General features: G+C 68.2%; 23 protein-coding genes. 6 read left to right on the top strand and 17 right to left on the bottom strand.

Going from position 1 to position 25,857, the window contains the following annotated elements; translation table 11 throughout:
* Window positions 1-41: 41 nt before the first annotated feature.
* The 6 genes from EV192_RS44905 to EV192_RS44880 are packed head-to-tail and all read right to left on the bottom strand — an operon-like array spanning window position 42 to window position 6,049.
* On the bottom strand, window positions 42-971 hold the full coding sequence (locus EV192_RS44905) for an ABC transporter substrate-binding protein (RefSeq protein WP_132124857.1): 930 nt from the start codon (window positions 969-971) through the stop codon (window positions 42-44).
* Window positions 972-983: 12 nt separating this feature from the next.
* The gene (locus tag EV192_RS44900; protein WP_132124856.1) at window positions 984-1,736 is read right to left on the bottom strand and encodes an amino acid ABC transporter ATP-binding protein; all 753 of its coding nucleotides are present in this window, start codon (window positions 1,734-1,736) and stop codon (window positions 984-986) included.
* A complete protein-coding gene (locus EV192_RS44895) occupies window positions 1,736-2,596 on the bottom strand; it encodes an amino acid ABC transporter permease (protein WP_243727474.1) in 861 nt (286 codons plus the stop codon). Before EV192_RS44895 ends, EV192_RS44900 begins: the two co-directional genes overlap by 1 nt.
* Entirely contained in the window at window positions 2,593-3,060 is a 468-nt protein-coding gene (locus tag EV192_RS44890) for a GNAT family N-acetyltransferase (protein ID WP_132124855.1), read from the bottom strand. Before EV192_RS44890 ends, EV192_RS44895 begins: the two co-directional genes overlap by 4 nt.
* A 60-nt stretch (window positions 3,061-3,120) precedes the next feature.
* Window positions 3,121-4,665 (bottom strand): acetolactate synthase large subunit, encoded by a 1,545-nt coding sequence (locus tag EV192_RS44885; RefSeq protein ID WP_132124854.1) that lies wholly within the window; start codon window positions 4,663-4,665, stop codon window positions 3,121-3,123.
* A 13-nt stretch (window positions 4,666-4,678) separates the two neighbouring features.
* Entirely contained in the window at window positions 4,679-6,049 is a 1,371-nt protein-coding gene (locus EV192_RS44880) for an FAD-binding oxidoreductase (protein WP_132124853.1), read from the bottom strand.
* 208 nt (window positions 6,050-6,257) lie between these two features.
* Here EV192_RS44880 and EV192_RS44875 point away from each other — a divergent pair, with 208 nt between their 5' ends.
* A complete protein-coding gene (locus tag EV192_RS44875; protein ID WP_132124852.1) occupies window positions 6,258-6,794 on the top strand; it encodes a 23S rRNA (adenine(2058)-N(6))-methyltransferase Erm(C) in 537 nt (178 codons plus the stop codon).
* 458 nt (window positions 6,795-7,252) lie between these two features.
* On the opposite strand, the gene tuf is transcribed toward EV192_RS44875, so the two are convergent.
* Both tuf and EV192_RS44865 read right to left on the bottom strand, forming a co-directional pair.
* Complete coding sequence (gene tuf, locus EV192_RS44870; protein ID WP_132124851.1) at window positions 7,253-8,434, bottom strand: elongation factor Tu; 1,182 nt, start codon at window positions 8,432-8,434, stop codon at window positions 7,253-7,255.
* 227 nt (window positions 8,435-8,661) lie between these two features.
* The gene (locus EV192_RS44865; RefSeq protein WP_132124850.1) at window positions 8,662-9,699 is read right to left on the bottom strand and encodes a WD40/YVTN/BNR-like repeat-containing protein; all 1,038 of its coding nucleotides are present in this window, start codon (window positions 9,697-9,699) and stop codon (window positions 8,662-8,664) included.
* 85 nt (window positions 9,700-9,784) lie between these two features.
* Here EV192_RS44865 and EV192_RS44860 point away from each other — a divergent pair, with 85 nt between their 5' ends.
* On the top strand, window positions 9,785-10,060 hold the full coding sequence (locus tag EV192_RS44860) for a hypothetical protein (protein WP_132124849.1): 276 nt from the start codon (window positions 9,785-9,787) through the stop codon (window positions 10,058-10,060).
* Here EV192_RS44860 and EV192_RS44855 read toward each other — a convergent pair.
* The 3 genes from EV192_RS44855 to xylB form a co-directional block, all read right to left on the bottom strand.
* Window positions 10,051-10,698 (bottom strand): response regulator, encoded by a 648-nt coding sequence (locus EV192_RS44855; RefSeq protein WP_132124848.1) that lies wholly within the window; start codon window positions 10,696-10,698, stop codon window positions 10,051-10,053. The genes EV192_RS44860 and EV192_RS44855 overlap by 10 nt on opposite strands.
* Window positions 10,695-11,789, bottom strand: a complete 1,095-nt coding sequence (locus EV192_RS44850; RefSeq protein WP_132124847.1) for a sensor histidine kinase — start codon at window positions 11,787-11,789, stop codon at window positions 10,695-10,697. The genes EV192_RS44855 and EV192_RS44850 overlap by 4 nt, the downstream gene beginning before the upstream one ends.
* Before the next feature lie 95 nt (window positions 11,790-11,884).
* Window positions 11,885-13,168, bottom strand: a complete 1,284-nt coding sequence (gene xylB / locus EV192_RS44845; RefSeq protein WP_132124846.1) for a xylulokinase — start codon at window positions 13,166-13,168, stop codon at window positions 11,885-11,887.
* A 121-nt stretch (window positions 13,169-13,289) separates the two neighbouring features.
* Here xylB and EV192_RS44840 point away from each other — a divergent pair, with 121 nt between their 5' ends.
* Entirely contained in the window at window positions 13,290-14,225 is a 936-nt protein-coding gene (locus EV192_RS44840; RefSeq protein ID WP_132124845.1) for an alpha/beta fold hydrolase, read from the top strand.
* Here EV192_RS44840 and EV192_RS44835 read toward each other — a convergent pair.
* A complete protein-coding gene (locus EV192_RS44835; RefSeq protein WP_132124844.1) occupies window positions 14,195-16,825 on the bottom strand; it encodes an NPCBM/NEW2 domain-containing protein in 2,631 nt (876 codons plus the stop codon). The genes EV192_RS44840 and EV192_RS44835 overlap by 31 nt on opposite strands.
* A 128-nt stretch (window positions 16,826-16,953) precedes the next feature.
* Between EV192_RS44835 and EV192_RS55120 the strand changes: the two genes are divergently transcribed.
* Window positions 16,954-17,406, top strand: a complete 453-nt coding sequence (locus tag EV192_RS55120) for a hypothetical protein (RefSeq protein ID WP_207926722.1) — start codon at window positions 16,954-16,956, stop codon at window positions 17,404-17,406.
* 260 nt (window positions 17,407-17,666) lie between these two features.
* On the opposite strand, the gene EV192_RS44825 is transcribed toward EV192_RS55120, so the two are convergent.
* From EV192_RS44825 to EV192_RS44810, 4 genes are all read right to left on the bottom strand, one after another.
* Window positions 17,667-20,153 (bottom strand): DNA gyrase/topoisomerase IV subunit A, encoded by a 2,487-nt coding sequence (locus tag EV192_RS44825; protein ID WP_132124843.1) that lies wholly within the window; start codon window positions 20,151-20,153, stop codon window positions 17,667-17,669.
* Window positions 20,154-20,174: 21 nt separating this feature from the next.
* Window positions 20,175-22,226, bottom strand: a complete 2,052-nt coding sequence (locus EV192_RS44820; RefSeq protein WP_132124842.1) for a DNA gyrase/topoisomerase IV subunit B — start codon at window positions 22,224-22,226, stop codon at window positions 20,175-20,177.
* A 132-nt stretch (window positions 22,227-22,358) separates the two neighbouring features.
* On the bottom strand, window positions 22,359-23,183 hold the full coding sequence (locus EV192_RS44815) for a GNAT family N-acetyltransferase (protein WP_165960935.1): 825 nt from the start codon (window positions 23,181-23,183) through the stop codon (window positions 22,359-22,361).
* 41 nt (window positions 23,184-23,224) lie between these two features.
* Window positions 23,225-23,956, bottom strand: a complete 732-nt coding sequence (locus tag EV192_RS44810) for a class I SAM-dependent methyltransferase (protein ID WP_132124840.1) — start codon at window positions 23,954-23,956, stop codon at window positions 23,225-23,227.
* Between the two features lie 248 nt (window positions 23,957-24,204).
* On the opposite strand from EV192_RS44810, the gene EV192_RS44805 reads away from it, so the two are divergent.
* Both EV192_RS44805 and EV192_RS44800 read left to right on the top strand, forming a co-directional pair.
* On the top strand, window positions 24,205-24,546 hold the full coding sequence (locus tag EV192_RS44805) for an RNHCP domain-containing protein (RefSeq protein WP_243727473.1): 342 nt from the start codon (window positions 24,205-24,207) through the stop codon (window positions 24,544-24,546).
* On the top strand, window positions 24,546-24,944 hold the full coding sequence (locus tag EV192_RS44800) for an RNHCP domain-containing protein (RefSeq protein WP_132124838.1): 399 nt from the start codon (window positions 24,546-24,548) through the stop codon (window positions 24,942-24,944). The genes EV192_RS44805 and EV192_RS44800 overlap by 1 nt, the downstream gene beginning before the upstream one ends.
* Here EV192_RS44800 and sigI read toward each other — a convergent pair.
* Window positions 24,941-25,825, bottom strand: a complete 885-nt coding sequence (gene sigI / locus EV192_RS44795; protein ID WP_207926720.1) for an RNA polymerase sigma factor SigI — start codon at window positions 25,823-25,825, stop codon at window positions 24,941-24,943. The genes EV192_RS44800 and sigI overlap by 4 nt on opposite strands.
* Between the last annotated feature and the right edge of the window lie 32 nt (window positions 25,826-25,857).

Raw genomic sequence — 25,857 nt, 5'->3', positions numbered from 1 at the left:
AAACGCGACCTGACGGGTCGCCTGTTGCGCCTTGGCCGAAACTACTTGCGTGGCAGCCCCTGCGGGTTCACCTGGGAGTGGTCGACGGCCTCGTTGGTGAGGTTCCAGCGCGCCAGCGCCTCCTTGTACTTGCCGTTCGCAGCCAGACTGTTCAACGCGTCCGCGACCGGCTGCACGAGGCCGCTGTTCTTCTTGGTCATGGCGGCGATCTGGGCCGGGATCTCACCGCCGCCGGAGACCTCGCCGACGATCTTGGTCTCGCCGGCCACGGCCACGTGGTAGGCCGCGGTCGGGTTCGGGCCGACGTAGACGTCCACCCGGCCGGACCGCAGGGCGAGGTAGTAGTCGGCGGTGTTCTGGTAGTACTGGAACTGGGCGGCGGCCAGGCCGGCGGCCTTGTTCTGGGCGTCCCAGCGCAGCACGATCTGCTCCTGGTTGGTGCCCGAGCCCACCCCGACCTTGCGGCCCGCGATGTCCTTCGGCCCCTTGACCTCGATCGTCGAGTTCTTGGCCACCTCGAACGCGATGGTGTCCACGCGGTAGGTCGCGAAGTCGTACTTGTCCTTGCGTTCCTCGGTCACCGTGATGTTGGAGAACCCGACGTCGTACTGGCCGGACTCGACCGACAGGAACAGGTTCTCCCACGAGGTCGGCTCCAGCCGAACCTTCAGGCCGAGGACGTCGGCCACCAGTTGGGCGATGTCCGGCTCGACGCCGATCACGGTCTTGTCGTCGTCCGCGCGGAACGACAGCGGCGGGGTGCCGTTGCCGGTCGTGCCGACGACCAGTTCGCCCCGGTCCCGGATCGCCTTCGGGACGGCTGCCGCGATCTTCTCGTCCTTGTCCGCGCGGATCCGGTTCTGGTTCGGGCCGGTGTTGACCTTGGGACGGTCACCGTCGGGCGCGGCCGCGGGTTCGCCACATGCGGCGAGGGCCAGCAGGGAAACCAAAGCGAGCGCAAGACGCCGCATTCGTCACTCCTCTCACAGGACTTTGCTGAGAAACGCGCGAGTACGGTCCTCGCGCGGGTTGTCCAACACCGCACTGGGCGGGCCCTGCTCGACGATCTGGCCGGCGTCCATGAACACGACCGTGTCGGCCACCTCACGGGCGAACGCGATCTCGTGCGTCACGATGAGCATGGTCGTGCCGCCCCGGGCCAGGTCCTTGATCACGTCCAGGACCTCGCCCACCAACTCGGGGTCCAGTGCCGACGTGGGTTCGTCGAAGAGCAACAGCTTGGGGCGCAAGGCGAGCGCGCGTGCGATCGCGACGCGCTGCTGTTGCCCGCCGGACAGCGTTCGGGGATACGCGTCGATCTTGTCCGACAGGCCCACGCGAGCCAGCAGCGTCCGCGCCAAAGTGTCCGCCTCCCGTTTGCCGACCCCCTGGGCGTTCACCGGGGCTTCCACGATGTTCTCCAGGACCGTCAGGTTGGTGAACAGGTTGAAGCTCTGGAACACGAACCCGATGTGCGTGCGCTGCCGCAGGATCTGGTGTTCCTTCAGCTCGTACAGCCTGGTGCCGGACCGGCGGTAGCCCACCAGCTCGCCGTCCACGCTGACATAGCCGCGATCCACCCGTTCCAGGTGGTTGATCGCGCGCAGCAGCGTGGACTTCCCGGACCCCGACGCGCCGATCACGACCGCGACCTCGCCGGCCCGGACGGTCAGCTCGATCCCGCGCAGAACCTCCAGCGTCCCAAAGCTTTTGTGGACGCCGTGCACCTGGAGCATCAACGCCGGACTCCCCTGCCGTAGTGCCGTTCGACGTAGTGCTGTCCGATCGACAACACCGTCGTCATCAGCAGGTACCAGAACGTGGCCACGAGCAGCAGCGGGATGACCCGGCCGTTGCGCGTGTAGATCACCTGGACCTGGTAGAACAGCTCGGGCAACGCCATCACGTAGACGACCGAGGTACCCTTGACCATGCCGATGATCTCGTTCGCCGCGGCCGGCACGATCGTGCGCATCGCCTGCGGCAGAACGATTCGGAAGAACTGCCTGCGTCTCGGGATGCCCAGCGCGGCGGCGGCCTCGCGCTGTCCGGCGTCCACACCGACGAAGCCGGACCGCACGATCTCGGCCGAATAGGCGGCCTGGTGCAGCGAAAGTCCCAGGGTCGCGGCGACCATCGGCGGGATCAGGCTCTGCGTGCCGATCGAGAAGAACGACGGCCCGAACGGGATGCCGAACGACAGCTCGTTGTACAGGATCGCCAGGTTGTACCAGAACAGCAGCTGGAGAATCAGCGGCACGGACCGGAACACCCAGATGTAGCTCCAGCTCACGATCCGCAGCAACGGACTCTGCGACAACCGCATCAACGCGAGGACCGTGCCGAGCACGAAGCCGACGACGATGCCCAGCAGGGTCAGCTCGATCGTGAGCAGCACCGCGTCCAGGACCGAGGGTGAGAACAGATACCGGCCGAAAGTGGGCCAGTCGAAGGCTTTGTTCGTGACGAGCGCGTGTGCGGCCATCGCCGCCAGCACGAGCACAACGGCGCTTGCCAGCCAACGCCAAGGGTGCCGGACAGGGACCACCTGTAAGGCCGACAGGTCCTCTTCGGTCCGTTCTTGTAGCGCGGTCACCGCAGTGCCTTCTCGAAGGGCAACGGCCCGATGGTCAACGGATCGACGTCCACATCGAACAGTGGCGTGTAGCCGTGGGCGAGATACAGCCCTTTGGCCTCAGGCTGCTTCGGACCGGTCGTCAGGTAGATCCGCGTGTACCCGCGAGCGGCAGCTTCTTTTTCCAGCTCCACCAGGACTTTCGCGGCCAGACCGCGGCGTCGGTGTGCGGTGTTGGTCCAGATACGTTTCAGTTCCGCGGTGTCGTCGGCGTACTTCTGGAAAGCGCCGCCCGCGACCGGTTCGCCGTCCTCGACGAGCAGGATGAAAGCGCCGTCCGGTGGGGCGAACCGGTCGGCCGGATACGTGAAGAGGTCCTCGTGCAGGCGACCGTAACGGTCGGTGTACTCCTGCGTGAGGTCCGCCAGCAAGGGCACCACGAGCGGGTCGTTCTGGTGCACATGCCGGACTTCCAGGCTGGACATGTGATCGGACGCTACGGACGCGTCCGATCACCCGTCAACGACTCTCAGAGTGTGGTCAGGCTAGAAAAGCGTGGGGACGACGGCTTCAATGAGGTGCGGTCCCGGCTGCGCGATCGCTTCGCCGAACTGTGCCGCCAGCTCCTCAGCGGTGGTCGATCGCGTGCCGGGAACGCCCATGGCGGCCGCCAACGACACGAAATCGAGGTCCGGACGGGACAAGTCGAGCAGATCAAGTGCTTTCGGGCCAGTGCTTTCCGCGCCGACCCGCTGCAGCTCCAGCTTCAGGATCGCGTAGGACCTGTTGGACAGCACCACAGTTGTGACGTTCAGTCCCTCGCGGGCCATCGTCCACAACGCGGACGGCGTGTACATCGCGCTGCCGTCGGCCTGCAGGCAGATCACCGGCCGGTCCGGACACGCCACGGCGGCGCCGACCGCCGTCGGCAGACCGTCGCCGATCGCGCCACCGGTCAGCGTCAGCACGTCGTGCCTGGGCGCGCCGGCGGTCGCCGTGGGCAGCAACAGCCCGGAGGTGTTGGCCTCGTCCACGATGATCGCGTTCGCCGGCAACAGCGCGCCGATCACGTCGACCCAGTTCTGCGGGGTGAGATCACCGCTCGGCAGCGCCGGCTGCTGCGCCTGCTGCAGCGCCGGCTCGACGTCAGGTGCGACGAGATCCGCGACCGCTTCGAGCGCTCCCGCGATGTCGTCCAGCGGCTCCGCCAGGACGTGCACCTTGCAGTCGTCCGGGACGAGGTCGCTGGCCTTGCCTGGGTACGCGAAGAACGACACCGGGGACTTCGCGCCCGCGAGCACGATGTTCCGTACGTCCGTCAACTGGTACGTGACCTGTTCGGCGAGGTAACCGAGGCGCTCCACCGTTGGCACACCCTCGCCGCGCTGAATGCGGGCCGGGAACGTCTCAGCGAACAGCTTCGCGCCCGTGGCCTGGGCGATCCTGCTCGCCGCACGCAGGGCGCGTTCGCGCGTGCCGTGTCCGCCGAGCAGCACCACCGTGGGTTCGTCGGACTGCAGGACGTCGATGACCGCGCGGACGACACTCTCGTCGACGGTCCGGCGCGTGGGTGGGGTGTGCGGCGCGGCCGGTTCGGCACCCTCGGACCAGGAGACGTCGGCCGGCAGGATCAGCGTGGCGACCTGGCCGGCTTGCGCGGCGGCCACGGCGTCGGCGGCGTCTGCGGCGAGTGACGCCGTGGACTGGCTCGTGCGGAACCAGCCGAGAGTCCCCGCGACCGCCTCGATGTCGGACTCAAGCGGCGCGTCGTACTGCTTGTGATAGGTGGCGTGGTCACCCACGACGTTCACCATCGGGGTCCGGGCTCGGCGTGCGTTGTGCAGGTTCGCCAAGCCGTTGCCCAGGCCAGGACCGAGATGCAGGAGCGTCGCGGCCGGCTTGTCCGCCATCCGCGCGTAGCCGTCGGCCGCGCCTGTCACCACACCTTCGAAGAGCGCGAGGATGCCCCGCATCTCCGGGACACTGTCCAGGGCGGCGACGAAATGCATCTCGGACGTGCCCGGGTTGCCGAAGCAGACGTTCACCCCCGCGTCGACCAGCGTGCGGATCAGGGCCTGTGCGCCGTTCATGTGGATACTCCCTTTAGAAGAGAACGCCGGGGTTGAGGATGCCCGCCGGGTCGAACGCGGTCTTGATCCGGCGCATCAGGTCCACTGTGGTCGGATCGGTCAGCTCGACGAAGCTCTGGACGTGCTTGCGGCCGATGCCGTGCTCGCCGGAGATCGCGCCGCCGAGACCGATCCCGGCCTCGAACAGCGCCCGGAGCACCCGGGCACGGACCTCGGGATCCTTCTGCAACACCGCGAGATGCACGTTGCCGTCACCGGCGTGGCCGCAGCCGATCACGAACGTGTTGTTCTCCTGGGCGATCTCTCTGGTTCTGGCCATGAACTCCGGGAGCGACGCGCGGGGGATGACGGTGTCGATGATGTCGTCCGCGCCCGCCGCCTTCGCCGTGAAGAACGCCTTCTCCCTGGCGTCGATGAGCTTGCGGGCGGACGGGCCGTCGAGCACGTAGACGTCTTTGGCGCCCAGGCCGCCCAGGAGTTCGCCGAGCTCCTCGATGTCCTCGCCCAGCCGGTCCTGGGTCCGGTTCTCCAGCATGACCACGAGATACGCGTGCGAAGTGTCGCGGACGTCGGCCGGAATGCCCAGCTTCAGCTGCGAACTGTAGGTGATGGCGCCCATCGTGAGGCCGTCGATGTACTCGACGATCAACGGGCCGAGGCCACTGCCGACCACTTTCGGCACCGCGCGGGCGACCTCGTCGAGATCCGTGAACGGCGCCAGGACCGTGCCCTGATGCGGCAGCCGGGGATGCAGCTTCAGCACCGCCTCGGTGACCAACGCCAGAGTGCCCTCGGAGCCGATGATCAGCTGGGTGAGGTCGTAGCCGGTGCTGGCCTTCACGTACTTGCCGCCGGTGCGGATCAGCTCACCGGTCGGCAACGCCGCCTCAAGCCCGAGCACGTTGTGCCGCGTCACGCCGTACTTCACCGCGCGCATACCGCCCGCGTTCGTGCCGACATTGCCGCCGAGGCTCGCGCTCAACTCACCCGGGTATACGGTGTACACAAGGCCGTGTTCAGCGGTTTTCGCGTCCAACTCCTGCAACGTGACACCGGGCTGGACGACCGCCACATGGTTCTCGGTATCGATCTCCAGGATCGCGTTCATCCGTTCGAAAGAGATGAGCACGCCGTTCGCCAGCGGCACCGAAGCGCCAGACAGGCCCGACCCCGAACCGCGGGCGGTCACTGAAACACCCTGGTCAGAGGCTGCTTTCAAGATCCTGGCGACCTGCTCGGCGGTCTCCGGCCGGACCACATATGCGGGCTTGACGGGATCCCGGCTCAGCGCTTCGTCGTGCGCGTAGTCCTCGCTGATCGCGTCCCCGGCGAGCACATGCTCAACGCCGACGATCTCCGACAGCAGTGTCCCGATGTCCGCCATGGACGCTCCCTTCGTACCCGCCGGTAACTCTAGTGCCAAATGAGTTGCGACCGGTTGCTACCTTCGGACCCGTGGGAGTTTGTTTCATGAGGTTGCGGCGCCGCTGAGGCGCGCGACCCACTGACCACCCGGCATCTGGCCGGGCTTTTCGTCGTGTCGCCTCCACCGACAGCGCCCCTTCCCACATCGTCCGCGCTGGAGACGACTCATGCACCCCAACCGTTCGGGTGTCCATTTCCTGTCCTCATACCCGGTGATCCGCTCACTGATCCGGTCGTCCGGAGTCGGCCCCGGCGACCTCGTGATCGACTTCGGCGCCGGCCCCGGCACCATCACCGCACCCCTGGCCGCCGCCGGACCACGCGTGTTGGCCATCGAACGGGACGACAGGTTCGTCCGCGAACTCCACCGCCGCTTCGCCGCCCAGCCGTCGGTCCGGATCGTGCACGCCGACCTGCGGACGGTTCCGTTGCCCAGCCGGGACTTCTCGGTGGTGGCCAGCATTCCCTACGCCGTGTCCACCCTGTTGGTGCGGCGGTTGCTGTCCCGGCCACGCCGGTCGTTGGTCGGCGCGGACCTGGTGGTGGAGTGGGGATTCGCCCGGCGGATCGCCGCCGGGGACACCAAGGAGACGGCTTCATGGGCACGCCGGTTCGACATCCGGGTGGCCCGGCGAATACCGGCCTCGTGTTTCCGACCTGCTCCACGGGTGGACTCGGCTCATCTGGTGATCCGGCGGCGGTGACCGCCACTCACAGGCTTGGGTTGTCCACAGGGTACGGGTCAGTCTGGACTTTGTCCGGACGCGTTGCCGTAGGCTGGATTCCGGGGGGCGGCGCCCCAGTTCTCGCGGGGCGGCGCCCTGGTTCTCAAGGAAGGGTGCCCCGTTTCCGCTGCTGGCGCCTGCTTTCTGGGTTGGACACTCGCTTCCGGTTCGGTTTGACACGGGGACCCCCGCGGCGGTTGCAAGCCGACTACGCCGGCAGGCCAAGGGTTCTCTCGTTCATTCCACCAGGTTCTTCGCTGGGACGTCTTTGGGCCTGCCGCCGCAGCCAGCTTAAAACCACCACGCCCCGTGTAAAACCGAACCTCAGGCTGGGCATCGCCCGCCGGCCGCGCTTTCCGTGACCTGCTTCGACCGGCCGGGGCCAGGTTTCCGTGAGGGTCTGGCCCTGAGTGGCCAGACCCCCACGTTTTTCTGTTTCAGTCCAGTACTTCGGACACTGTGCCCGCGGCGACGGTCAGGCGGCCTTCACGGACCGCGAAGCCTTGGCCGGGGCTGATCGCGATCGGCTTGCCCAGGTCCACTGTGAACTGGGTGCTGTCGCCGGGCAGCACCATCGCTGTGTCCAGGTGGATCGCGCCGGACACGTCGCTGGTGCGGAAGTGGAACTGCGGGCGGTAGTTGTCCACGATGGGTGTTCGCCGGCCGCCTTCCTGCTCCGACAGTACGTAGACGTCCGCGCGGAACCGTTGGTGTGGCGTGACGGTTCCGGGCAGGCACAGCACTTGGCCGCGCCGGACCTCGTCGCGCTTCACGCCACGCAACAGCACCGCGGCGTTGTCACCCGCTTCGGCGTGGTCCAGGGACTTGCCGAACATTTCCAGGCCCGTGCAGACGCTGGTGATGGTCGGCTCCAGGCCCACTACCTCGACCTGGTCGCCGACGCGGATCACGCCTTGCTCCACCGCGCCCGTCACCACTGTGCCGCGACCGGTGATGGTCATGACGTTCTCCACCGGCATCAGGAACGGCAGGTCCAGACGTCGTTGTGGGACAGGGACATGCTCGTCGACCGCGGTGAGCAGGTCCACGATCCGCTGCTCCCACACCGGGTCCCCGTGCAGGGCGCGCAGGCCGGACACGCGCACGACGGGCACGGTGTCGCCGTCGAACCCGTACCGGGTGAGCAGCTCGCGGATCTCCAGCTCCACCAGGTCGAGCAGGTCCTCGTCGGCCACGATGTCCGCCTTGTTCAGCGCGACCACGATGTGCCGCACGCCGATCCGGCGGGCGAGCACGACGTGTTCCCTTGTCTGCGGCATCGATCCGTCCTCGGCCGACACGACCAGGATCGCGCCGTCGAGCTGCGCCGCCCCGGTGATCATGTTCTTCACGTAGTCGGCGTGACCCGGCATGTCCACGTGGGCGTAGTGCCTGGTCGGGGTCTCGTACTCGACGTGCGAGATGTTGATCGTGATGCCGCGCTCGATCTCCTCGGGCGCGCGGTCGATCCGGTCGAACGCCACGAACTTGGTGTTCGCGGACTGCTCGGACAGGACCTTGGTGATGGCCGCGGTCAGCGTGGTCTTGCCGTGGTCGACGTGACCCATGGTGCCGATGTTCACGTGCGGCTTGGTGCGCACGAACTGCTGCTTGGACATTGTCGGTTCCCTGATGTGCGGTCTGGACGTGCGAAACCGGCGACACCTCGACCCTCCTCCGGTGGTTTCGCGAGGAAGGCGAAGGGGAGGAGGGTCAGCTTCGGGCGCCGTCCAGCCATGCCGACGCCGCGCCCGGCAGGTACGCACCTGCGAGCGTCACGGAATCGGTCATGGGGAACATGCCGGGGACAGTAGCAGCGCCGCCATCCCCGGCGACAACGATTTTCCTACCAGCGGAGTTTCGCGATCCGGCCTTGCTCGCCCGCGGCCCAGCACTGGCCGTCCCAGCCGCAGTCGACGGTGTCGAAGCTGCCGGCGTCGAACTGGAACCAGTGGTTGCCGTTGTCCAGGCTCAGGTCGCTGCCAGTCGGCCCGACCGCGATGATTCCCGTTGGCAGGTAAGGAAGATAGGTCGCACCGGACCGGTAGCCCTTCGGCGCCGACGGCGGAACGCGCCAGGTCCGGCCGCCGTCCCTGGTGCCGGCGAGGGCGTCCTTCGCCGCGGTCGGTGCCGCGAAGTCACCGCCGATCGCGATGCCCGTGCGGCTGTCGCGGAACGCCACCGCGAACACGCCCGCGCTCGGCGAACTCGCCAGCGGGGTGTCGCTCACGGTCCACGTCAGGCCGTGGTCACGGGAGTGATAGACACGGGCCTTCGCGCCGCCGCCGGACGCGATCCACGCGTCCCTGCCCTTGGTGACCAGGCACTGGCCGCTCGCGGCGAACCCGGCCTCGCCCGGCAGCGCGTCGGGCATGCCGCTGGTGGGCAGCACCGTCCAGCTCGCGCCGCCGTCGTGCGTCGACAGGACACGGAACTTGCCGTCCACCGGGTCGCTCACCGCCAGACCGTCGCGGCGGTCGAAGAAGGCGAAACAGTCGTAGAACGCCTTGGGATCCTTGTTGCGGAACGACTCCGTCCACGTTCGGCCGCCGTTCGACGTGCGGTAGATCCGGGACAGTTCGCCCTCGCCGATGGCCAACGCCACGGCGTGGTCGGCGTCGACCGCCTCGATGTCCCGGAACTGCAGGTCCGCCACGCCGGGCGGGCCGACGCTGGCCCAGGTACGGCCGCCGTCCACGGTCCGCAGGATCGTGCCGGCGGTACCGCCCGCCCATGCGGTCCGTCCGTCCACAGCGGACAGGCCGCGGAACCTGGCGGTCGAGTTCGTCGTGGTGAGCTGCCAGGCCAGCCCCGCACTCGCGTTCGCCGGCACCGCGCCCACCAGGAGCGACAGTGCGATGACGAGCACACCGATGGTCCTCATGCCGGCGCAAGCTACCCGATCTCCACCCCGCGATCCACCGCCAGGAGGTCCAAATCCACCCGGCCGCGCACCTAGCGTCGACGCCATGGTGAATCTCGCTTTCGACAGCTCAGACCTGATCGGTTTCCTGTTCCTGCGCATGGCGCTCATCGGGCTCGGCGTGATCCTGCTGGCCGCCGTCCTGGTCGTCGTCATCGTGATGCTGCGCCGGCGCGGCAAGCTGGACAAGGCGCGCCGGTACGTGGAGCCGATGGCCCGCGACTGGGCCGAACGCGGCGGCACGGTCCGGCGCGGCACGACCAAAGCCATGATGCGTTACATCGACAAGGACAGCGACAAGGACGACGAGCGTCATCGCTGATCGTTCGTCAGCCCCTCACGGAACGCGTACCGCACCGCCTCTGCCCGGTTCCGGGCACCGATCTTGGCGAAGCTGTTGTTGATGTGCGTCTTGACGGTCGTTTCGCTGATGAACAACGCCGTCGCGATCTGGGCGTTGCTCAGGCCGTCCGCGATCAGGCCGAGCACCTCCACCTCGCGGGCGGTCAGACCGTCCGGGTTGCCGCGCCGGCGTGGCTGCTCCGCGCCGAGCGCGGCCACCAGCCGCCGGGACACCGTGGCGTCGAAAGTGGACTGGCCGGCCGCCGCGGAACGCAGGGCCGAGGCGATCTCGACCCGTCCGGCGTCTTTCGTGAGGTAGCCACGGGCGCCCGCGCGCAACGCCGAATCGACCGACTCGCCGTCGGCGTACGTCGTCAGGACGAGGACGGCGACGTCGGGATGGTTCTTGACGATCCTCGCCGTCGCCTCCACACCGTCCATCACCGGCATCCGCAGGTCCATCAGGACGACGTCCGGTTGCTCGGCCGCGACGGTGTCCAGGGCCGCTTGGCCGTCGCCAGCGTCGCCGACGACCTCGATGTCGTCGAGCAGTTCCAGCAACGCCATCAAGCCCTCGCGCATGATCTGCTGGTCGTCGACCACGACCACCCGGATCACTCCGGCACCTCCGCGACCACCCGCCAGCTTGTGGCGTTGTAGCCGGCGGTCAGTGTCCCGCCGACCAGCGCGATCCGCTCACGCATCCCCGACAGGCCGTAGCCGGTGATCTCCTCCTCCGGGCCTCCTTGGGCCGCGTTGGTCACCCGCAGGGACACCGCGTCCGGTCCGTAGTCGAGCATCACGTCGACCGGCGTGTTCGGCGCGTGCTTGGCGGCATTGGTCAAGGCCTCTCTAGCGGTGGCCAGCAGGGACACGGTCGCGGGCGCGGACACGGACCTTGGCTGTCCCTGCGTGCCGAGTCTGATCTTCGCTTGGTGGTCACGCCGGTACGACTCGACGAGGATCGCCATCGCCTCCGGCAGCGGCGGTACGTCACTGCGCAGCGCGGCCACCGCACGTCTCGCCTCCGCAAGGCCTTCGACCGCGAGCCGTCGCGACTGCCGCACCCGCTCCAGGGCTTTCACCGGGTCGTTCTTCTCGCTGAGCAGGGCCTCGGCGACCTCCAACTGGACGCTGAGGGCGCCGAGGGAGTGGGCGAGGACGTCATGCATCTCCCGGGCGATCCGGGCTCGTTCGTCCAAGGCGGCGAACTGGGCTCGTTCGTCCTGAGCGATCCGGTACATCCGGCGCTGCGCCCCGACCAGCGTGAGAACCGCCATCAGCCCCAGCAGGGCGAGCGCCTGGGCTGCGGAACTCCCCCACAGCAGCATGCTGGCCACCAACACCGCGAACTCGACCGCGACCAACGTGCCGATCACCCACCACGGCGGCCTCACGTGGGTGGCGATCGTCGGCAACGACAACGCGGTCAGGACGATGGCCGCCTCACTGCCGGTCCCGATGAGCGCGGTCGACACCAGCGAGCACACGGTCAACGCCACCAGCGACACACCCGGCAACCGGCTGGCGAACACAGCCCAGAACAGCCAGCACGCGAACGCCCCCGCGATGGCACCCCACATCCAGCCGGCGGGCACCCGCGAGGTCGCCAGCGCGATGATGAGGACAGCCGTCACCAGGACCCGGACCAGGACCCCGGTCTCCGGATCAGTGTTGATCGCCCGCCGCCACAAACTCCGGCTCCTCACTCACACAGTGTGGCCGGACGTTAAGGCACCCGGCGACCCGGCCGCCTCCTCCGGCGGGTGGAGATCAGGGTGGACGTCCGCGAGAAAGGGCTAGGTTACGACCAGGTCGGCGGCTCGCCAGTGAGTGCCCACGCGGCCTGCCGGGCCGCGCCCAACGCCACGTACTCCGCGGGCGCCGGAATCGTCACCGGCACACCGAGGACCTCCGGCGCGATGGCTTGTACGGCCTTGGACTGCGCGCCGCCGCCGATCAGCCGCACCTGCTTGACGTCTGTGCCGACGGCTCGCAACGCCTCGATGCCCGCGCCCAGTCCGGACAGCATGCCTTCGACCGCCGCACGGGCCACGTTCGCCGGAGTCATGTTGTCGCGGCGCATACCCAGCAGTGAACCCGTCGCGTCCGGCAGGTTCGGGGTCCGTTCGCCGTCGAGGTACGGCACCATGGTGAGCCCGTCGGCGCCGGGCGCGGCGGACAGTGCCAGCGCGTCCATTTCGGACAGTGACACACCCAGCATCGCGGCGGTGGCGGTGAGCACGCGGGCCGCGTTCAACGTGCACACCAGCGGCAGGAATCTGCCGGTCGCGTCGGCGAAGCCGGCGACCGCGCCGGTGCCGTCGGCACGGATCGAGTCCGCGACGCCGAACACGGTCCCGCTCGTGCCGATCGACACCGCCGCGTCGCCGACACCCAGACCCAGCCCGAGAGCCGCGGCCATGTTGTCACCGGTGCCCGCGGACACCAGCACACCGTCCGACGTCGTCCCAGCCGGTTCCGACGGGCCGAGCACCCGGGGCAACTCGGGCGCGCGTCCGAAGGCCAACTCGAGCAGGTCGGTGCGATACGCGTTCTGTGCGGCCGAGTAGTACCCGGTCCCGGAGGCGTCGCCACGGTCGGTGACCAGCGAACCGGTCAGGCGGTAGGTCAGCCAGTCGTGCGGCAACACGACCGTGGCCACGCGCGCGGCCAGGTCCGGCTCGTGCGTGGCCAGCCAGCGGAGCTTCGTCACCGTGAAGCTGGCGACCGGGACCAAGCCGACCGCGTCCGCCCACGAGTCGGGTCCGCCCAGGTCACGGATCAGGTCGGCGGCCGCGTCGGCGGACCTGGTGTCGTTCCACAACAGCGCGGGACGCACCACTTCACGGTTCTCGTCCAACGTCACCATGCCGTGCTGCTGGCCGCCGACACCGATCGCGGACACGCCGTCGAGCAGCCCGCCCGCGGTGGCCTCGCGGTACGCCCGCCACCACTCGTCCGGGTGAACTTCGGTGCGGTCGGGATGGTCCGCGCGCCCCTCGCGCAGGACGGTTCCGGTGTCCGCGTCGACCACGACGACCTTCGTGGACTGGGTGGACGAGTCAACGCCCGCGACCAACGCCATTCGCGGAAGTCTAGCCACAAATTCGTTTACCGACTGAACTGATTGCAAAACATTGACAATGGGTAGTGGACCGAATCACTATCGGTGGCCTTACTCCCGAGTAACAACGGAGGCCCCTGACATGCGTTCGCGTCTCGTCGGCATCGTCGCCGGCGTGCTGGCGCTGGGACTGCTCACACCCAGCGTGGCCGCCGCGGACCAGCAATTCTCCGTCCCCTACGGCTACGCCGGACTCACCGCCGCGGCAGCCGCCGAACTCGCCCATCCGTACTCGGCGCCACCCGGCGCCAACAACTGGTCGTGCCGCCCCACCGCGGCCCACCCGGACCCCGTCGTCCTCGTGCACGGCGCCAGCGCCAACATGACCGAGAACTGGCAGACCATCTCTCCCCTGCTCGCCAACAACGGCTACTGCGTCTTCGCCCTGACCTACGGCGTCCCCGCCGGCACCCCGTTCCCCATCGACCAGATCGGCGGACGCAACCCGATGGAGCAGAGCGCGGCCGAACTGGGCGCGTTCATCGACCGCGTGCTGCGGGCGACCAGGGCCGCGAAGGTCGCCGTCGTCGGGCACTCCGAGGGCAGCCTGATGCCCGACTACTACGTGAAATTCCTCGGCGGCGCGGCCAAGGTCCGTGACTACGTCGCGATGACACCGCTGTGGAACGGGTCGAACGTCGCCCACCTCGCGGACTTCTACGTGCTGGCCCGGATGTTCGGGCTCGGCCCGGTCGTCGACCTGATCGTGGACGCGGCCTTCCCCGCCGCGCGCCAGTTCCTGACCGGTTCGGACTTCCTCAAGAAACTCGGCGACCCGAACGTGCCGGGTGTCCGGTACACCACCGTGATGACCACGCACGACGAGGCCGTCGTCCCGTACACCAGCGGTTTCATGGCCGGCGCGACCAACGTCGTCCTGCAGGACCTGTGCCCGCAGGACTTCGCCGGCCACGGCATGGTCGCCTTCGACCCGAACGCCACCCAGGTCGTGCTCAACGCCCTGGACTCGGCGCACGCTTCACCCGTTCAGTGCTCGCCGGTGCCCGTCAGCCCCTGACAGCGCACTCTGGCGTCGCCCCAGGACGCGTGGTCGTTCTGAGTGCCGTCGCCGCCGTCAGTCACCTTGAGGGTCAGCGTCCGCACCCCGGCGACGTCCAGGTCGATAGGCCTCGCCGGGGTCCGGACACCCATCGTCCCCGTGTCGACGAGGGACGTTCCGTCGCCCAGCACACCGAAGCCCACGGTCCCGCCGACCTTCTGCCTGGCCACGTCCAACCCGGCTTCGTCGTCCACGCCGACATCCGTGACGAACTCGGTGCATCTCGCGTCCAGCGTGAACTGGATCTCGGCGTCGGCGAACATTCCCAGGCCCTTGCCGTAGTTCACGCGCCGGATCGCGATCGGCTTGCCGGCGTTGGCCAGGTCGCGTCGCACCGGGCCGTTGCCGTTCTGGCCGGTGAACGGCAGGTCACTGAGGTACGTCCACCCGGCGGGCAGCGGTTTCCACACGTGCACCCGGGTGACCTGTTCCGCTTCCAGGCCGCTGTCGAACGAGGCGACGACCGGGACGTCCACGTAGCCGAAGGTCGCCGGAGCCGTGAGTGTCCAGGAACCGCTGAGTTCCTGGCCTGGGCGCAATGAGCGGGCCGTCACCGTCGGCCCGGTAACCGTCCAACCGGCCGGAACACGTGGATACAGCGAGACTCCACGCACTTCAGTGTCCACAGTGAACTTTCCGGTGACCTGGAACGCGGTCCCGGGCGTCGTCGTGGCCTGTGGCGTCGCCGTCACCGTCGTACTCGGGATCGTGCGTACCGGCCGGTCACACGTCCTGATGCCCGGATACCAACGGCACGCGATCGCCGCGAACCCGCCGTCCTTCATGACGTCCACGGACAGCTTGGTACCCGACCACATCACTCGCTGCTCACGGACGAGACCGTCCTTCACCATGTCCACCAGCCACAGACCGGGCTGGATGGCCAGCGGTACTTGGGCGGTCCGGGCGGCGCCGGAGAACCCGCCGCCGATGAACCACCTGTCGCCGCTTCGGCGCGCGAACACCGCGCTGTCCGCAGGCCGGCCCGCGAGCAGCCTGCTCTCGTCCCACACGGTCGGCACTTGGTCCAGGAACCGTTCCGCCTCGGGCCGTGCCTGGTAGTCCGCCACCCGTCCGGCGAAGTTCTGGAAGCCGGACTCGAAGACCACGGACAACGCCAGCTCGTGCGCGTCGGACGTGGGACGGTTGGGCCGGTGCCAGGCCATCGGCGTGTAGTCCATCGAGCCAGGAACGTTGCGGGTGAACGGAAGTGTCGTCAGATCGGCCGTGCTCAACCCGCTCGAGTGCTCGGCGCCGAACACGCCTTCCATGGTCATCACGTTCGGCCAGGTGCGCTGGACGCCGTGCGGGATCGTGGACCCGTGGAAGTTCACCATCAGACGGTGTTCGGCCAACTCCGGCAGGATCTGGTCGTACCAGCGGAACCGGTCCTGCGAGTCGGAGTTCATGAAGTCGATCTTCACGCCGGCCACGCCCCAGCGCTGCAGCAACGCCAGCCTGCTCTGCCGTTCCGCCTCGGTGTCCAGCTCGCCGAAGTGCATCCAGACCTGGATCTTGACGTTCCTGGCCTGCGCGTACCTGACCAGCTCCGGAATCCAGCTGGTGGTCTCCCAGTTCGGGTCGTAGTCCCAGTTCGGGTCGAAGTACCAGCCCGCGTCGACCAGCACGTACGGCCAGCCATGCGTGGCCGCGTAGTCGACATAACCCTTCTGCATGGCCAGGCTCTGCCCCGCCTCGCGGCCACCGGCCAGCCAGCTCCAGAACACCTTGCCCGGCTTGACCCAGGACGTGTCCGCGACCTTCGACGGCGTCGCCAGGTCGTTGACCAGGGTGGACGCGGCGACGGTACGCGGGTCGCCGACGATCATCGTCCGCCACGCGGTCGCCACGGGGCCGGTCACGTCGACCTTGTCGTCGAAGTACTTGATCCGGTACGTGCTCGTTCCCGCGTCGTGGACCAGGTGCGCGCCGGAGTCCCGTCCGTCCACATCGGACTCGGTGATGTGCAGGTACGTGCCGCCGACGTCGAACAACGCCGGATGCAGGTACTCGCCGGCGGCGGCGCCGTCGGACGTCGTCTGGACGAACGGGCTCTCGTAGTCGGGTTTGTAGGTCGCCAGCCACGCGGCGCTGCCGGCCGGGACCGTGAAACCCGAGGTCTCACGCAAGATCGCGCCTGTGTCGCCGGGCAGGACATAGCGGTACGCGACGCCGTCGCGGGACGTGCGGACAAGCAGGTCGAACCGGGCGCCTACGTCGCCTTCGAACGTGAACCGGGACTCGGTCATGAACGCCGTACGGTCGGTTGCCTTGCCGACCTTGGTTTCGTAGTGCTCTACGACCGGCCGGCTGGACCGGCGGACCAGCTTCAGGTTCTTCGACAGGTCAGCGTGTTCGGTGACAATCCCGAGCGAACTGGGCGCCAGCACGGTGTGCCCGCCCTCGGTCACGGCCAATGAGGCCATCCCCGTTTTTACGGACACCGTGGCTGTGGGGCCGCCCCACTCATGGTGGTCCCATTCAATCGGCTGGGCGTTCGCCGGCGCGGCCACCAGGCCGGCGACCAGTGTCGACACCATGATGACCGGAGCGCGCATCGTCGGAACTCCCCGCAGTTCGTCCAACCAGACATCCGATGTATACGCTTTCATGTCCACGCGGTCTAGGCCCTGACCGGCGAAAGGTCGGATTGCTCCTGGACTTGCTCTCATGTTTACCCTCATGTATGCCCGACCGAGGGAAATCGTCGATCGTCTGCGCCGCGCTCCTGCTGTGCGCGCTGACCGCCTGCACGTCGACACCCGCGGCGAGGCCCGAGGTCAAAATCCCGACCTTCGACTCGTCGCCGTCATCGGTGGTCCCCACCACCCCCACTGCGCCCACCACGGACGACTCGATCGCACCCATCATCGAACCTCCGTCCGAGCCACCCCCGCCACCGCCGTCCACCACCCCGAAACCGCGCCCCAAACCAACACCGAAGCCGACGCCGCCCCCGCAGACTCCGCCGCCGCAGACCCCACCGCCCAGCACGACCATCACGTTCCCGGATCATTTCGTGAAGATAGGCGCGCCCTGTCAGCAAGAAGGCGCCATCGGGTTCACCCGCGAAGGCGACCTGGCGATATGCCGCCGAGACTCGCCCAGGGACAGAACCATGCGCTGGACCCTGGAGTAACGCTCTTCACTCACGTAGCGGTACGGGCAGGAATGCGACGTGGCTACCGTGAAAGTCAGGGTTCGGCAACCCTGAGGAGGAAAGATGGGAACTTGCGGATGTTGCGGCTCGTGTACGGGTCCGGGTTGTGGGTGTTGCAGTAGCTGCTCGTAACTTCTCGAGTATTCAGCGGCCTCTGTTCCGAACCAGCGGAACGGGGGCCGTTGTGGTGACTGTGCAGCGGTCTCCGCGCGACTGGTGGTCGCGCGGAGACCGGGTTGTCAATCTCGTTCGATGAGGTGCCCCACCACATCCGGGCCTGGATGTGCGTGCCCGGAGCCGTCTCGACGCATGTCCGTTTCTGGCAACTCCACCGCGGAACCGCTGTTTGTCGCACCTGCCGGCCGTGGTCCGACCCAGGCCAACACCAGTTGCGACTCGCCTTTCAGGAAGCGCTGCGCCCGGACACCGCCGGTCGCGCGGCCCTTCGCCGGGTATTCCGCGAACGGCGTGACCTTCACGCTCATCCCGGTCGAGGTCACCACCATCGGCGAGCCGTGTTCGTCGTCGTCCGTGCGGACCGCTGCGAAGAACAGCGCACTGGCGCCGGCCGCGAGGTTGATCCCCGCCATCCCGCCGCCCTTCAACCCCTGCGGCCGGACCAGCGTGGCCGGGTACCGCAGCAAGGAGGCATCCGACGACATGAACGCCAAGGTCTCCGACCCGTCGGTCAACCAGGTGGCGCCGATGACCTCGTCGCCGTCCTTGAGGGAGATCACTTCGAACTCGTCCGACCGCACCGGCCATTCCGGCGCGCAGACCTTCACCACACCCTGCCGTGTCCCCAACGCGAGCCCCGGCGACTCCGCCCCCTGCTCACCGAGCGGCGCGATCCCGACGACCCGCTCCCCCTTCTCCAGGGGAACCAGTTCCCGCGCGGCCATGCCGCCGCCCAACGACACCGTCCCGGTCTGCACCGGCAGCACCGGCAACGGCAACACGTCCGTCTTGAACGCCCGGCCTTGGCTCGTCACCAGCAGAATCTGCCCACGCGCGGTCGAATGCACCACCGCCGCCACCGCGTCATGCTTGGCCCGGCCGTTGCGCCTGCGCGCTTCGGTGGACTCCTCGGACTCGGCCGCAGTCCGGGCCACCAGTCCGGTGGCGGACAGGATGACCTGGCACGGGTCGTCCGCGACCTCCAGCGGGCCGGCCGGTTTGGACGCGGCGAGCACCTCCTTGAGGTCACCGTCGATCAACGCGGTCCGCCGCTCGCCCGCCAGGTCCTTCGCGACCTTGGCCAGCTCGGACGAGACGACCTTCTTCAACACCGCCTCGTCGTCGAGGATCTTGGTCAGCTCGGCGATCTCCGACTCGAGCTTGTCCTGCTCGGCCTCCAGCTCGATCCGGTCGTACTTGGTCAGCCGGCGCAGCGGAGTGTCCAAAATGTACGTCGCCTGGACGTCGGACAGCTTGAACTGCGTCATCAGGCCGTCCTTGGCCGACTGCGCGTCCTCGCTGTTGCGGATCAGCCGGATCACCTTGTCGATGTTCAGCAACGCCTTGAGCAGGCCCTCGACCAGATGCAGCCGCTCGGCCCGCTTCCGCCGCCGGTACTCGGTCCTGCGGGTGACCACTTCGTAGCGGTGCCGCAGGAACACCTCCAGCAAGGCCTTGAGCCCCAACGTCTGCGGCTGACCGTCCACAAGCACCAGGTTGTTGATGCCGAACGACTGCTCCAACGGCGTGAGCCGGTACAGGTCCGCCAGCAGCGCCTGCGGGTTCACCCCCACCTTGCACTCGATGACCAGGCGCGTCCCGTTCTCCCGGTCGGTCAGGTCCTTGACGTCGGCGATCCCGGTGAGCCGCTTGGACTTGTTGACCTCGTCGGTGATCTTCTCGATGATCCGCTCGGACCCGACCCCGTACGGCAGTTCGGTGACCGTGATCGCCTGCCGCCCCCGGCTGCCCTCCAACGGACCGGTCTCCGCCCGCGCCCGCATCCGGACCACGCCGCGCCCGGTCTCGTAAGCCTTGCGGACCTCGTCCAACCCCAGCAACATCCCGCCGGTCGGCAGGTCCGGCCCGGGGACGAACTCCATCAACTTGTCCAGGTCGGCGGTCGGATGGGTGATCAACCACCGCGCGGCCGCGACCACCTCACCCAGGTTGTGCGGGATCATGTTGGTGGCCATGCCCACCGCGATCCCGGACGTCCCGTTCACCAACAGGTTCGGGAACGCCGCCGGCAGCACCACCGGCTCCAGCAGGGAACCGTCGTAGTTCGGCCGGAAGTCGACAGTGTCCTCACCGAGCTCACCCACCAGAAGCATTGCTTCCTGGGACATCCGTGCCTCGGTGTACCGGCTCGCCGCCGGGCCGTCGTCCGGAGACCCGAAGTTTCCATGCCCGTCGACAAGTGGCGCGTTCAGCGAGAAATCCTGCGCCATTCGCACCATGGCGTCATAGATCGCCACGTCACCGTGCGGATGGTACTTGCCCATTGTGTCGCCGACGACGCGGGACGACTTCACGTACGCGTGGGTCGGGCGGTATCCCTGCTCGTTCATCGAGTAGAGAATGCGGCGGTGCACCGGTTTCAGCCCGTCGCGGGCGTCCGGCAACGCGCGGGAGTGGATGACCGAATACGCGTACTCCAGATAGGAGTCCTCGATCTCGGTCTTGAGCGAGTTGTCGAACACGTTGGCGCCCGCGTTGTCGAACGCGGCCGGGTCGACCTTGGTCGTGGTGCCCTTGCGGCGTGCCATTTGCTCAGTGCCTCTTCAGTCTCAGACGTCGATCGCTTCCTGGTCGACCCGTGCGGACGACTCGATCAGCCAGACCCGCCGCGGCTCGACTTTCTCACCCATCAGCAGCTCGAGCGCCTCTTCGGCGGCGTCCGCGTCGTCCAGGGTGATCCGGCGGACCGAACGGGTCGCCGGGTTCATCGTGGTCTCCCACAGCTCGTCCGCGTCCATCTCGCCGAGACCCTTGAACCGGGGGATGGGCATGACGATCTGCTTGCCGGCCTTCTGCAGCTCGGCGACGGTGGCTTCCATCTCCTGCTGGGTGTAGGTGAACCGGGTCTCCGCGTTGCGTCCCTTGGTCGTCACCTTGTGCAACGGCGGCATCGCCGCGTACAGCCGGCCGTCCTCGATCACCGGCCGCATGTACTTGGCGAACAACGTGATCAGCAGCGTCCGGATGTGCGAGCCGTCGACGTCCGCGTCCGCCATCAGGATCACCCGGCCGTAGCGCATCCCCGCCAGGTCGAACGTACGCCCGCTGCCCGAGCCGAGCACCTGCACGATCGACGCGATCTCGGCGTTGCGCAACGTGTCCGCGAGGCTGGCCTTCTGGACGTTCAGGATCTTGCCCCGCAACGGAAGCAACGCCTGGTACTCCGACACCCGCGCCATTCTGGCCGAGCCGAGGGCGCTGTCGCCCTCCACCAGGAAGAGTTCGCTGCGGGCGACCCCGGTTGTCCGGCAGTCCACCAGTTTCGGCGGCATGGCCGCGCCTTCGAGGGCGGTCTTGCGGCGGGCCGCGTCCTTCTGCTGCTTCTGGGTCAGCCGCACCCGGGCCGCGTCCACGACCTTCTGCAGCACGACCTTGGCCTCCGCCTTGGTCTTGCGGTCCTCGGTCCAGGCCTTCACGTGCCGTTCCACGATGGCCTGGATGACCTTGGTGATCCCGGCGGTGGACAGCTCGTCCTTGGTCTGCGAGGTGAACTGCGGCTCGGGGATGCGCACGTGGACGACCGCGGTCATGCCTTCGAGCACGTCGTCGAGCTGGGGCAGGTCCTCTTTGGGTTTGAGCAGGCCGCGGGTCTTGGAGATGGCCTCCTGCACGCCTTTCAGGGCCGCCCGTTCGAAACCCTTTCGGTGGGTGCCGCCGTGCACGTTCCGGATCGTGTTGGTGAAGCACTCCACCACGCGCTCGTAGCCGGTGCCCCAGCGCAGCGCGACCTCCACCTCGGCCTGGCGCTCCACTTTGGACCGCATCACGCCGTTCTCGTCCGCTGCGTTCTCCTGGTACGTGCCGGTCCCGGTGACCAGCAGGATGCCGGAGACCGGCTTCTCCCCGCCCGGCGACAGGAAGTCCACCATGTCGGAGAGGCCGTGCGGGAACTGGAACGTCTCCTCTTCGATCGAGTCCTCGGTCGCCCGCCGCAGCACGTATGTCACGCCCGGTACCAGGAAGGCCGTGTTGCGCAGCTTGCCGCGGACCGCTTCCACGTCGAGCACGGCGCCGTTCTCGAAGTACCTGCTGTCGTACCAGTAGCGGATCGACGTGCCGGCGGGCTCGCCGCGCTTCATCTTGCCCACCACGTGCAGGCCGGACTGCGGCACGAACTTCGCCCTGGGTCCCGGGCCCTCGAACACGCCGGGGTTGCCCTGCGCGAACGACATCTGGTGCACCTTGCCGTCCTGCTTCACGGTCACGTCGAAGCGCAGCGAGAGCGCGTTCACGGCCGAGGCGCCGACGCCGTGCAGGCCACCGGACGTCTTGTAGCCGGAGCCACCGAACTTGCCGCCCGCGTGCAGGCGGGTGAGCACCAGCTCGACCCCGGACAGGCCCGACTTGGTGTGCACCCCGGTGGGGATGCCGCGGCCGTCGTCGTCGACCTGGACACTGCCGTCCAGGTGCAGGGTCACCACGACCCGGGTGGCGTACCCGGCGATGCCTTCGTCGGTCGAGTTGTCGACGACCTCGGTGAACAGGTGGTTGATGCCCCGGCTGTCGGTGGACCCGATGTACATGCCGGGTCGCTTGCGGACGGCCTCGAGCCCTTCGAGATGGGTCAGGTCGTCGGCCCCGTAGATGGTCTCGGCTGTCACCGGGTCGTTCTCCCCAAGGGTCGTGGCTTGCAGGGTGTGCAGTGCCGCTCTATTGCGGAAACCAGCGCCACACGCTACGCCTAGCCTATCCGGCCCCACCGACAATCTGTTCGAACGCCAAGTCCGCCTGGCTTACCCGATCGCGACCGCCACCGGGCTGAACAGGCGTTTCCGGTCCCCGGGCAGCGGGTCGCCGGCCACCATGACGGTGGTGGTCATGCCCTCGTCCATCCGGTGCTCCTCGGCCCAGGCGAGCATGTCGGGATGCCAATGGTCGATGTCCAACCGGACATATCCGTCAATTCCCCCGGCCAGCTCGGCGATCAGCGTCAGCGCCATGTCCTGGTCGGCGGCGACCACCGGGCCGATCTGCGTGGTGCCCGCGCCGAGCCACGCCACTCCGTAGCCGACCGGACCGTCCGGGCCGTCGACCACCCGGAAGTCGTCCGCGATCCCGGTCAGATAGCGGAGCAGATCCGTTCGGGGCGCCCCGAACACGTGCTCGTCCAGCTCGACCACTGCCGCAAAGTCCTCTGTGGACACTGGGCGGGACGCGGTCACGGACTGTTCAGTGAACCGCGCGAAGTACTGAGTGGACTTGCTGACGGCCCGGAACCCCAGCTTCTCGTACAGCGGGCGGCCGAAGTCGGTCGCGGTCAGCCAAACGCTTGCGGTCTTGGCTTCGCGCAGCGCGTGCGTCATCAGCCGGGTGCCGAGCCCCCGCCGCCCATGCCGGGGTGAGACGACCATCATGCCGATGCCGGCGACCTCGGTGCCGAACCTGGTCAGCGTCACCATCCCGGCCAGCCCGCCGGCCGGGTCGTCGATCCCGTACACCTCGCCGACGTGGAACAGCATCCGCCATTTGCGCTGCTCAGGCGTCCAGTCCCGGCTTTCCGCCAGCTCGACGCAGTTCCCCAGTTCGCCGACGTCCAACCGCCTGACCGGCACGTCCATGTCCGGACCGTAGCCAGGCCCGGCGGCATGCGACAACGGAATTACCCCGACACGATCAGGCGAAATCCGGCGTCCCATTCGTCCAGTTCGAGAAGGTCCTGGTGGCGGTGGCGCCATCGTCCTGAGGAAAGATCCTCCCGCAGTCGGGCGAGGCCACGGGAAACAGCCCCGGCGGGCGCCTGGGCCAGCGCGGAGCACGTGAACCGGACCTGTGGGGCCAGGTACGCCGCGGGACGCCGCCAGTAGGCAGGAAAGACTCCGTCGGTGAAATCCCAGGGGACGAGCAGCGGGATCACCGTGTCGGCGCCGAGTTCGTGAGCTATGTCATCAGCGGACGGGCGTCCGCGTTCCAGTTCGGCGATCTCCGGCACGTACTCACGGACGAACCAGTAATCGGCGTGCAACTCGGTGTCGTAGGCGAGAACCACCCGACGGGGGGCGACGCGCCGCATCTCGGCGAGTCCTTTCCGCCAGTCCTTCCAGTGGTGCACAGTGAGAACCGCCATCGCGGCCGCGGCGGCGCGAACAGGCAAGGCCTCGGCTAGGGCCCGGACGACGGGCGCGGCGCCGGATGGTCGCTGGCGGATCATCTCCACGGCCGGCTCGACGGCGATGACCTGCCGGTCCGCCGGCTCGTACGAGCCCGTCCCCGCGCCGACGTCCACCACTGTCGGGGCGTCGCCAAGGGCGGCGTCGATCGCGGTCATCCAGCGTGGATCGGTCCGCCGCGCGGACGAGTAGCCGACGCCGATGTCGTCGTAAAGATCCCCCATGTGTCAGCAGGCTAACGGTAATTCGGTAGTGGACGCCGGGGGCGCGTTGCTACGGTCGCGCCACCTGCCGAGTCGACTGGGCCGGGCGGCCCTGGAAAGTAGTCGTCATATGACTGTCACGCTCCTCGGGCGCCCCACCGCGCCGTGACCAGCTTCGCCGATCGCGCGAGCTGACTTTCGCGTGTGCGGTTCGCCGGGCGCCCTCCTTCCGGTCAATGACGAGCATTCCTCGGCAAGGAGCACTCAGGGTGTCCACCAAGAACCCTTATCTGAGCACGTCCACTTTCACCTGCGTCCGCTGCGGCCTGATCGTGTCCAAGGAGGCGCCGGAAGGGCGGCCGCGCAACCACTGCCCGAGCTGCCTGCACTCCCAGCACATCGCTGACCAGGAGTGCCAGGGGCGGATGATCCCGATCTCCATCGCGGTGCTGCGCAACAGCGACTGGATGGTGATCCACCGCTGCACCCGGTGCGACGAGCTGACGTCCAACCCGATCTCCGGCGACGACAACCAGCTGATCCTGGTGCGGATGGCGGTCCGGCCACTGGCCCAGCCGCCGTTCCCGCTCGAGGCGTTCGGCGGTCTGTGATGCCACGGCGACATCCGCGGCAGCCCAGGCCGCAACGACCCAAGGATGTCCGGCGGGACACTTCGGGCGACAGCTTCCGGTGCGTCGGCTGCCGGCTGGACGTGTCGTTCGTCGCGCCCGGAACGGCCCATCGCAACCACTGTCCGCAGTGCCTGACCAGCCTGCATGTCGACCGCAGGCTGCCCGGCGACCGGCGGGAACGCTGCCGTGGCCGGATGGCCGCGCTGTGCCTGTCGGTCCGGCCGGACGGCGAGTGGCTGATCATCCACCACTGCGTTGCCTGTGGTGAGCTCAGCTCGAACCGGACCGCCGGCGACGACAACGCGTTGCTGCTGTTGCGGATGGCGATGCGGCCGATCACCACGCAGCTGCCCAGGCGGGTGTTGTTGGCCCTCTAGGGTGTTTCCCCGCCGGTGGTCTGTCCTTCTTGGACGGACCACCAGGCGGTGGGGTCGACCACGGCGTGCAGCTTGGTGATCACCCCGTCGGCGATGGTCAGGGTTAGGGTCGCGAACAGCGTGCGGTCCGCGTAGCACAGCACGGTCGGCGGGTCGGACACGAGCGTCAGGCCGCTGTAGAAGTGCATGAGGCCACGGATCACCCGCTCGCGGCCGCGGTTGACCACCGGTGCGAGGGCGGAGCCGGCCACGAAGTCGGCCTGTCCCCACGCGTCCGGGTGCAGCACGGCCAGCAGGCCGTCGAAGTCACCGTTCGCGCACGCGGTGATGAACTTCTCGGTGACCAGCCGGTGTTCGGCCGGCGCCACCTCGTGCATCCGGCCGGGCGCGTCGGCGATCTTCTGCCGCGCCCGGCGGGCGAGCTGGCGACAGGTCGTCACCGGCCGGCCCAGGGTCTGCGCGATCGCCTCGAACGGCAGTTGGAAGACGTCGTGCAGGACGAACGTCACACGCTCGGCCGGGCTGAGCCGTTCGAGCACGACGAACAGGGCTGTCCGGACGCTGTCGTCCAGGGTGATCCGATCCGCCGGGTCCGGCGCCGCGGCCGACATGGCCTCCAGGACCGCAGAGTCGTGCGTCTGCTCGCGGCGCGCGCGGGCCGAACGGATCTGGTCGAGGCACAACCGCCCAGTGACCACGGTCAGCCACCCGCGTTCGTCGTCGATCTCGCCGGGCTCGGTCCGGGCCAGCCGGGCGAACGCCTCCTGGACGACGTCCTCGGCTGCGCCGACGTCGCCCAGCATCCGGAACGCGATGTCCACCAGGTAGGCACGGCTGGTGCGCCACACCTCGGCGAAGCGCTCATCGCTCAGTTCGTTCACACCCAACACGACGACACAGCACCCGGAAAAGT

This window comes from Actinocrispum wychmicini (genome assembly GCF_004345645.1).
Classification (GTDB): domain Bacteria; phylum Actinomycetota; class Actinomycetes; order Mycobacteriales; family Pseudonocardiaceae; genus Kibdelosporangium; species Kibdelosporangium wychmicini.
Note: the sequence above shows the minus strand (reverse complement) of the source record. Positions and strands in the feature narration are given on the sequence as shown.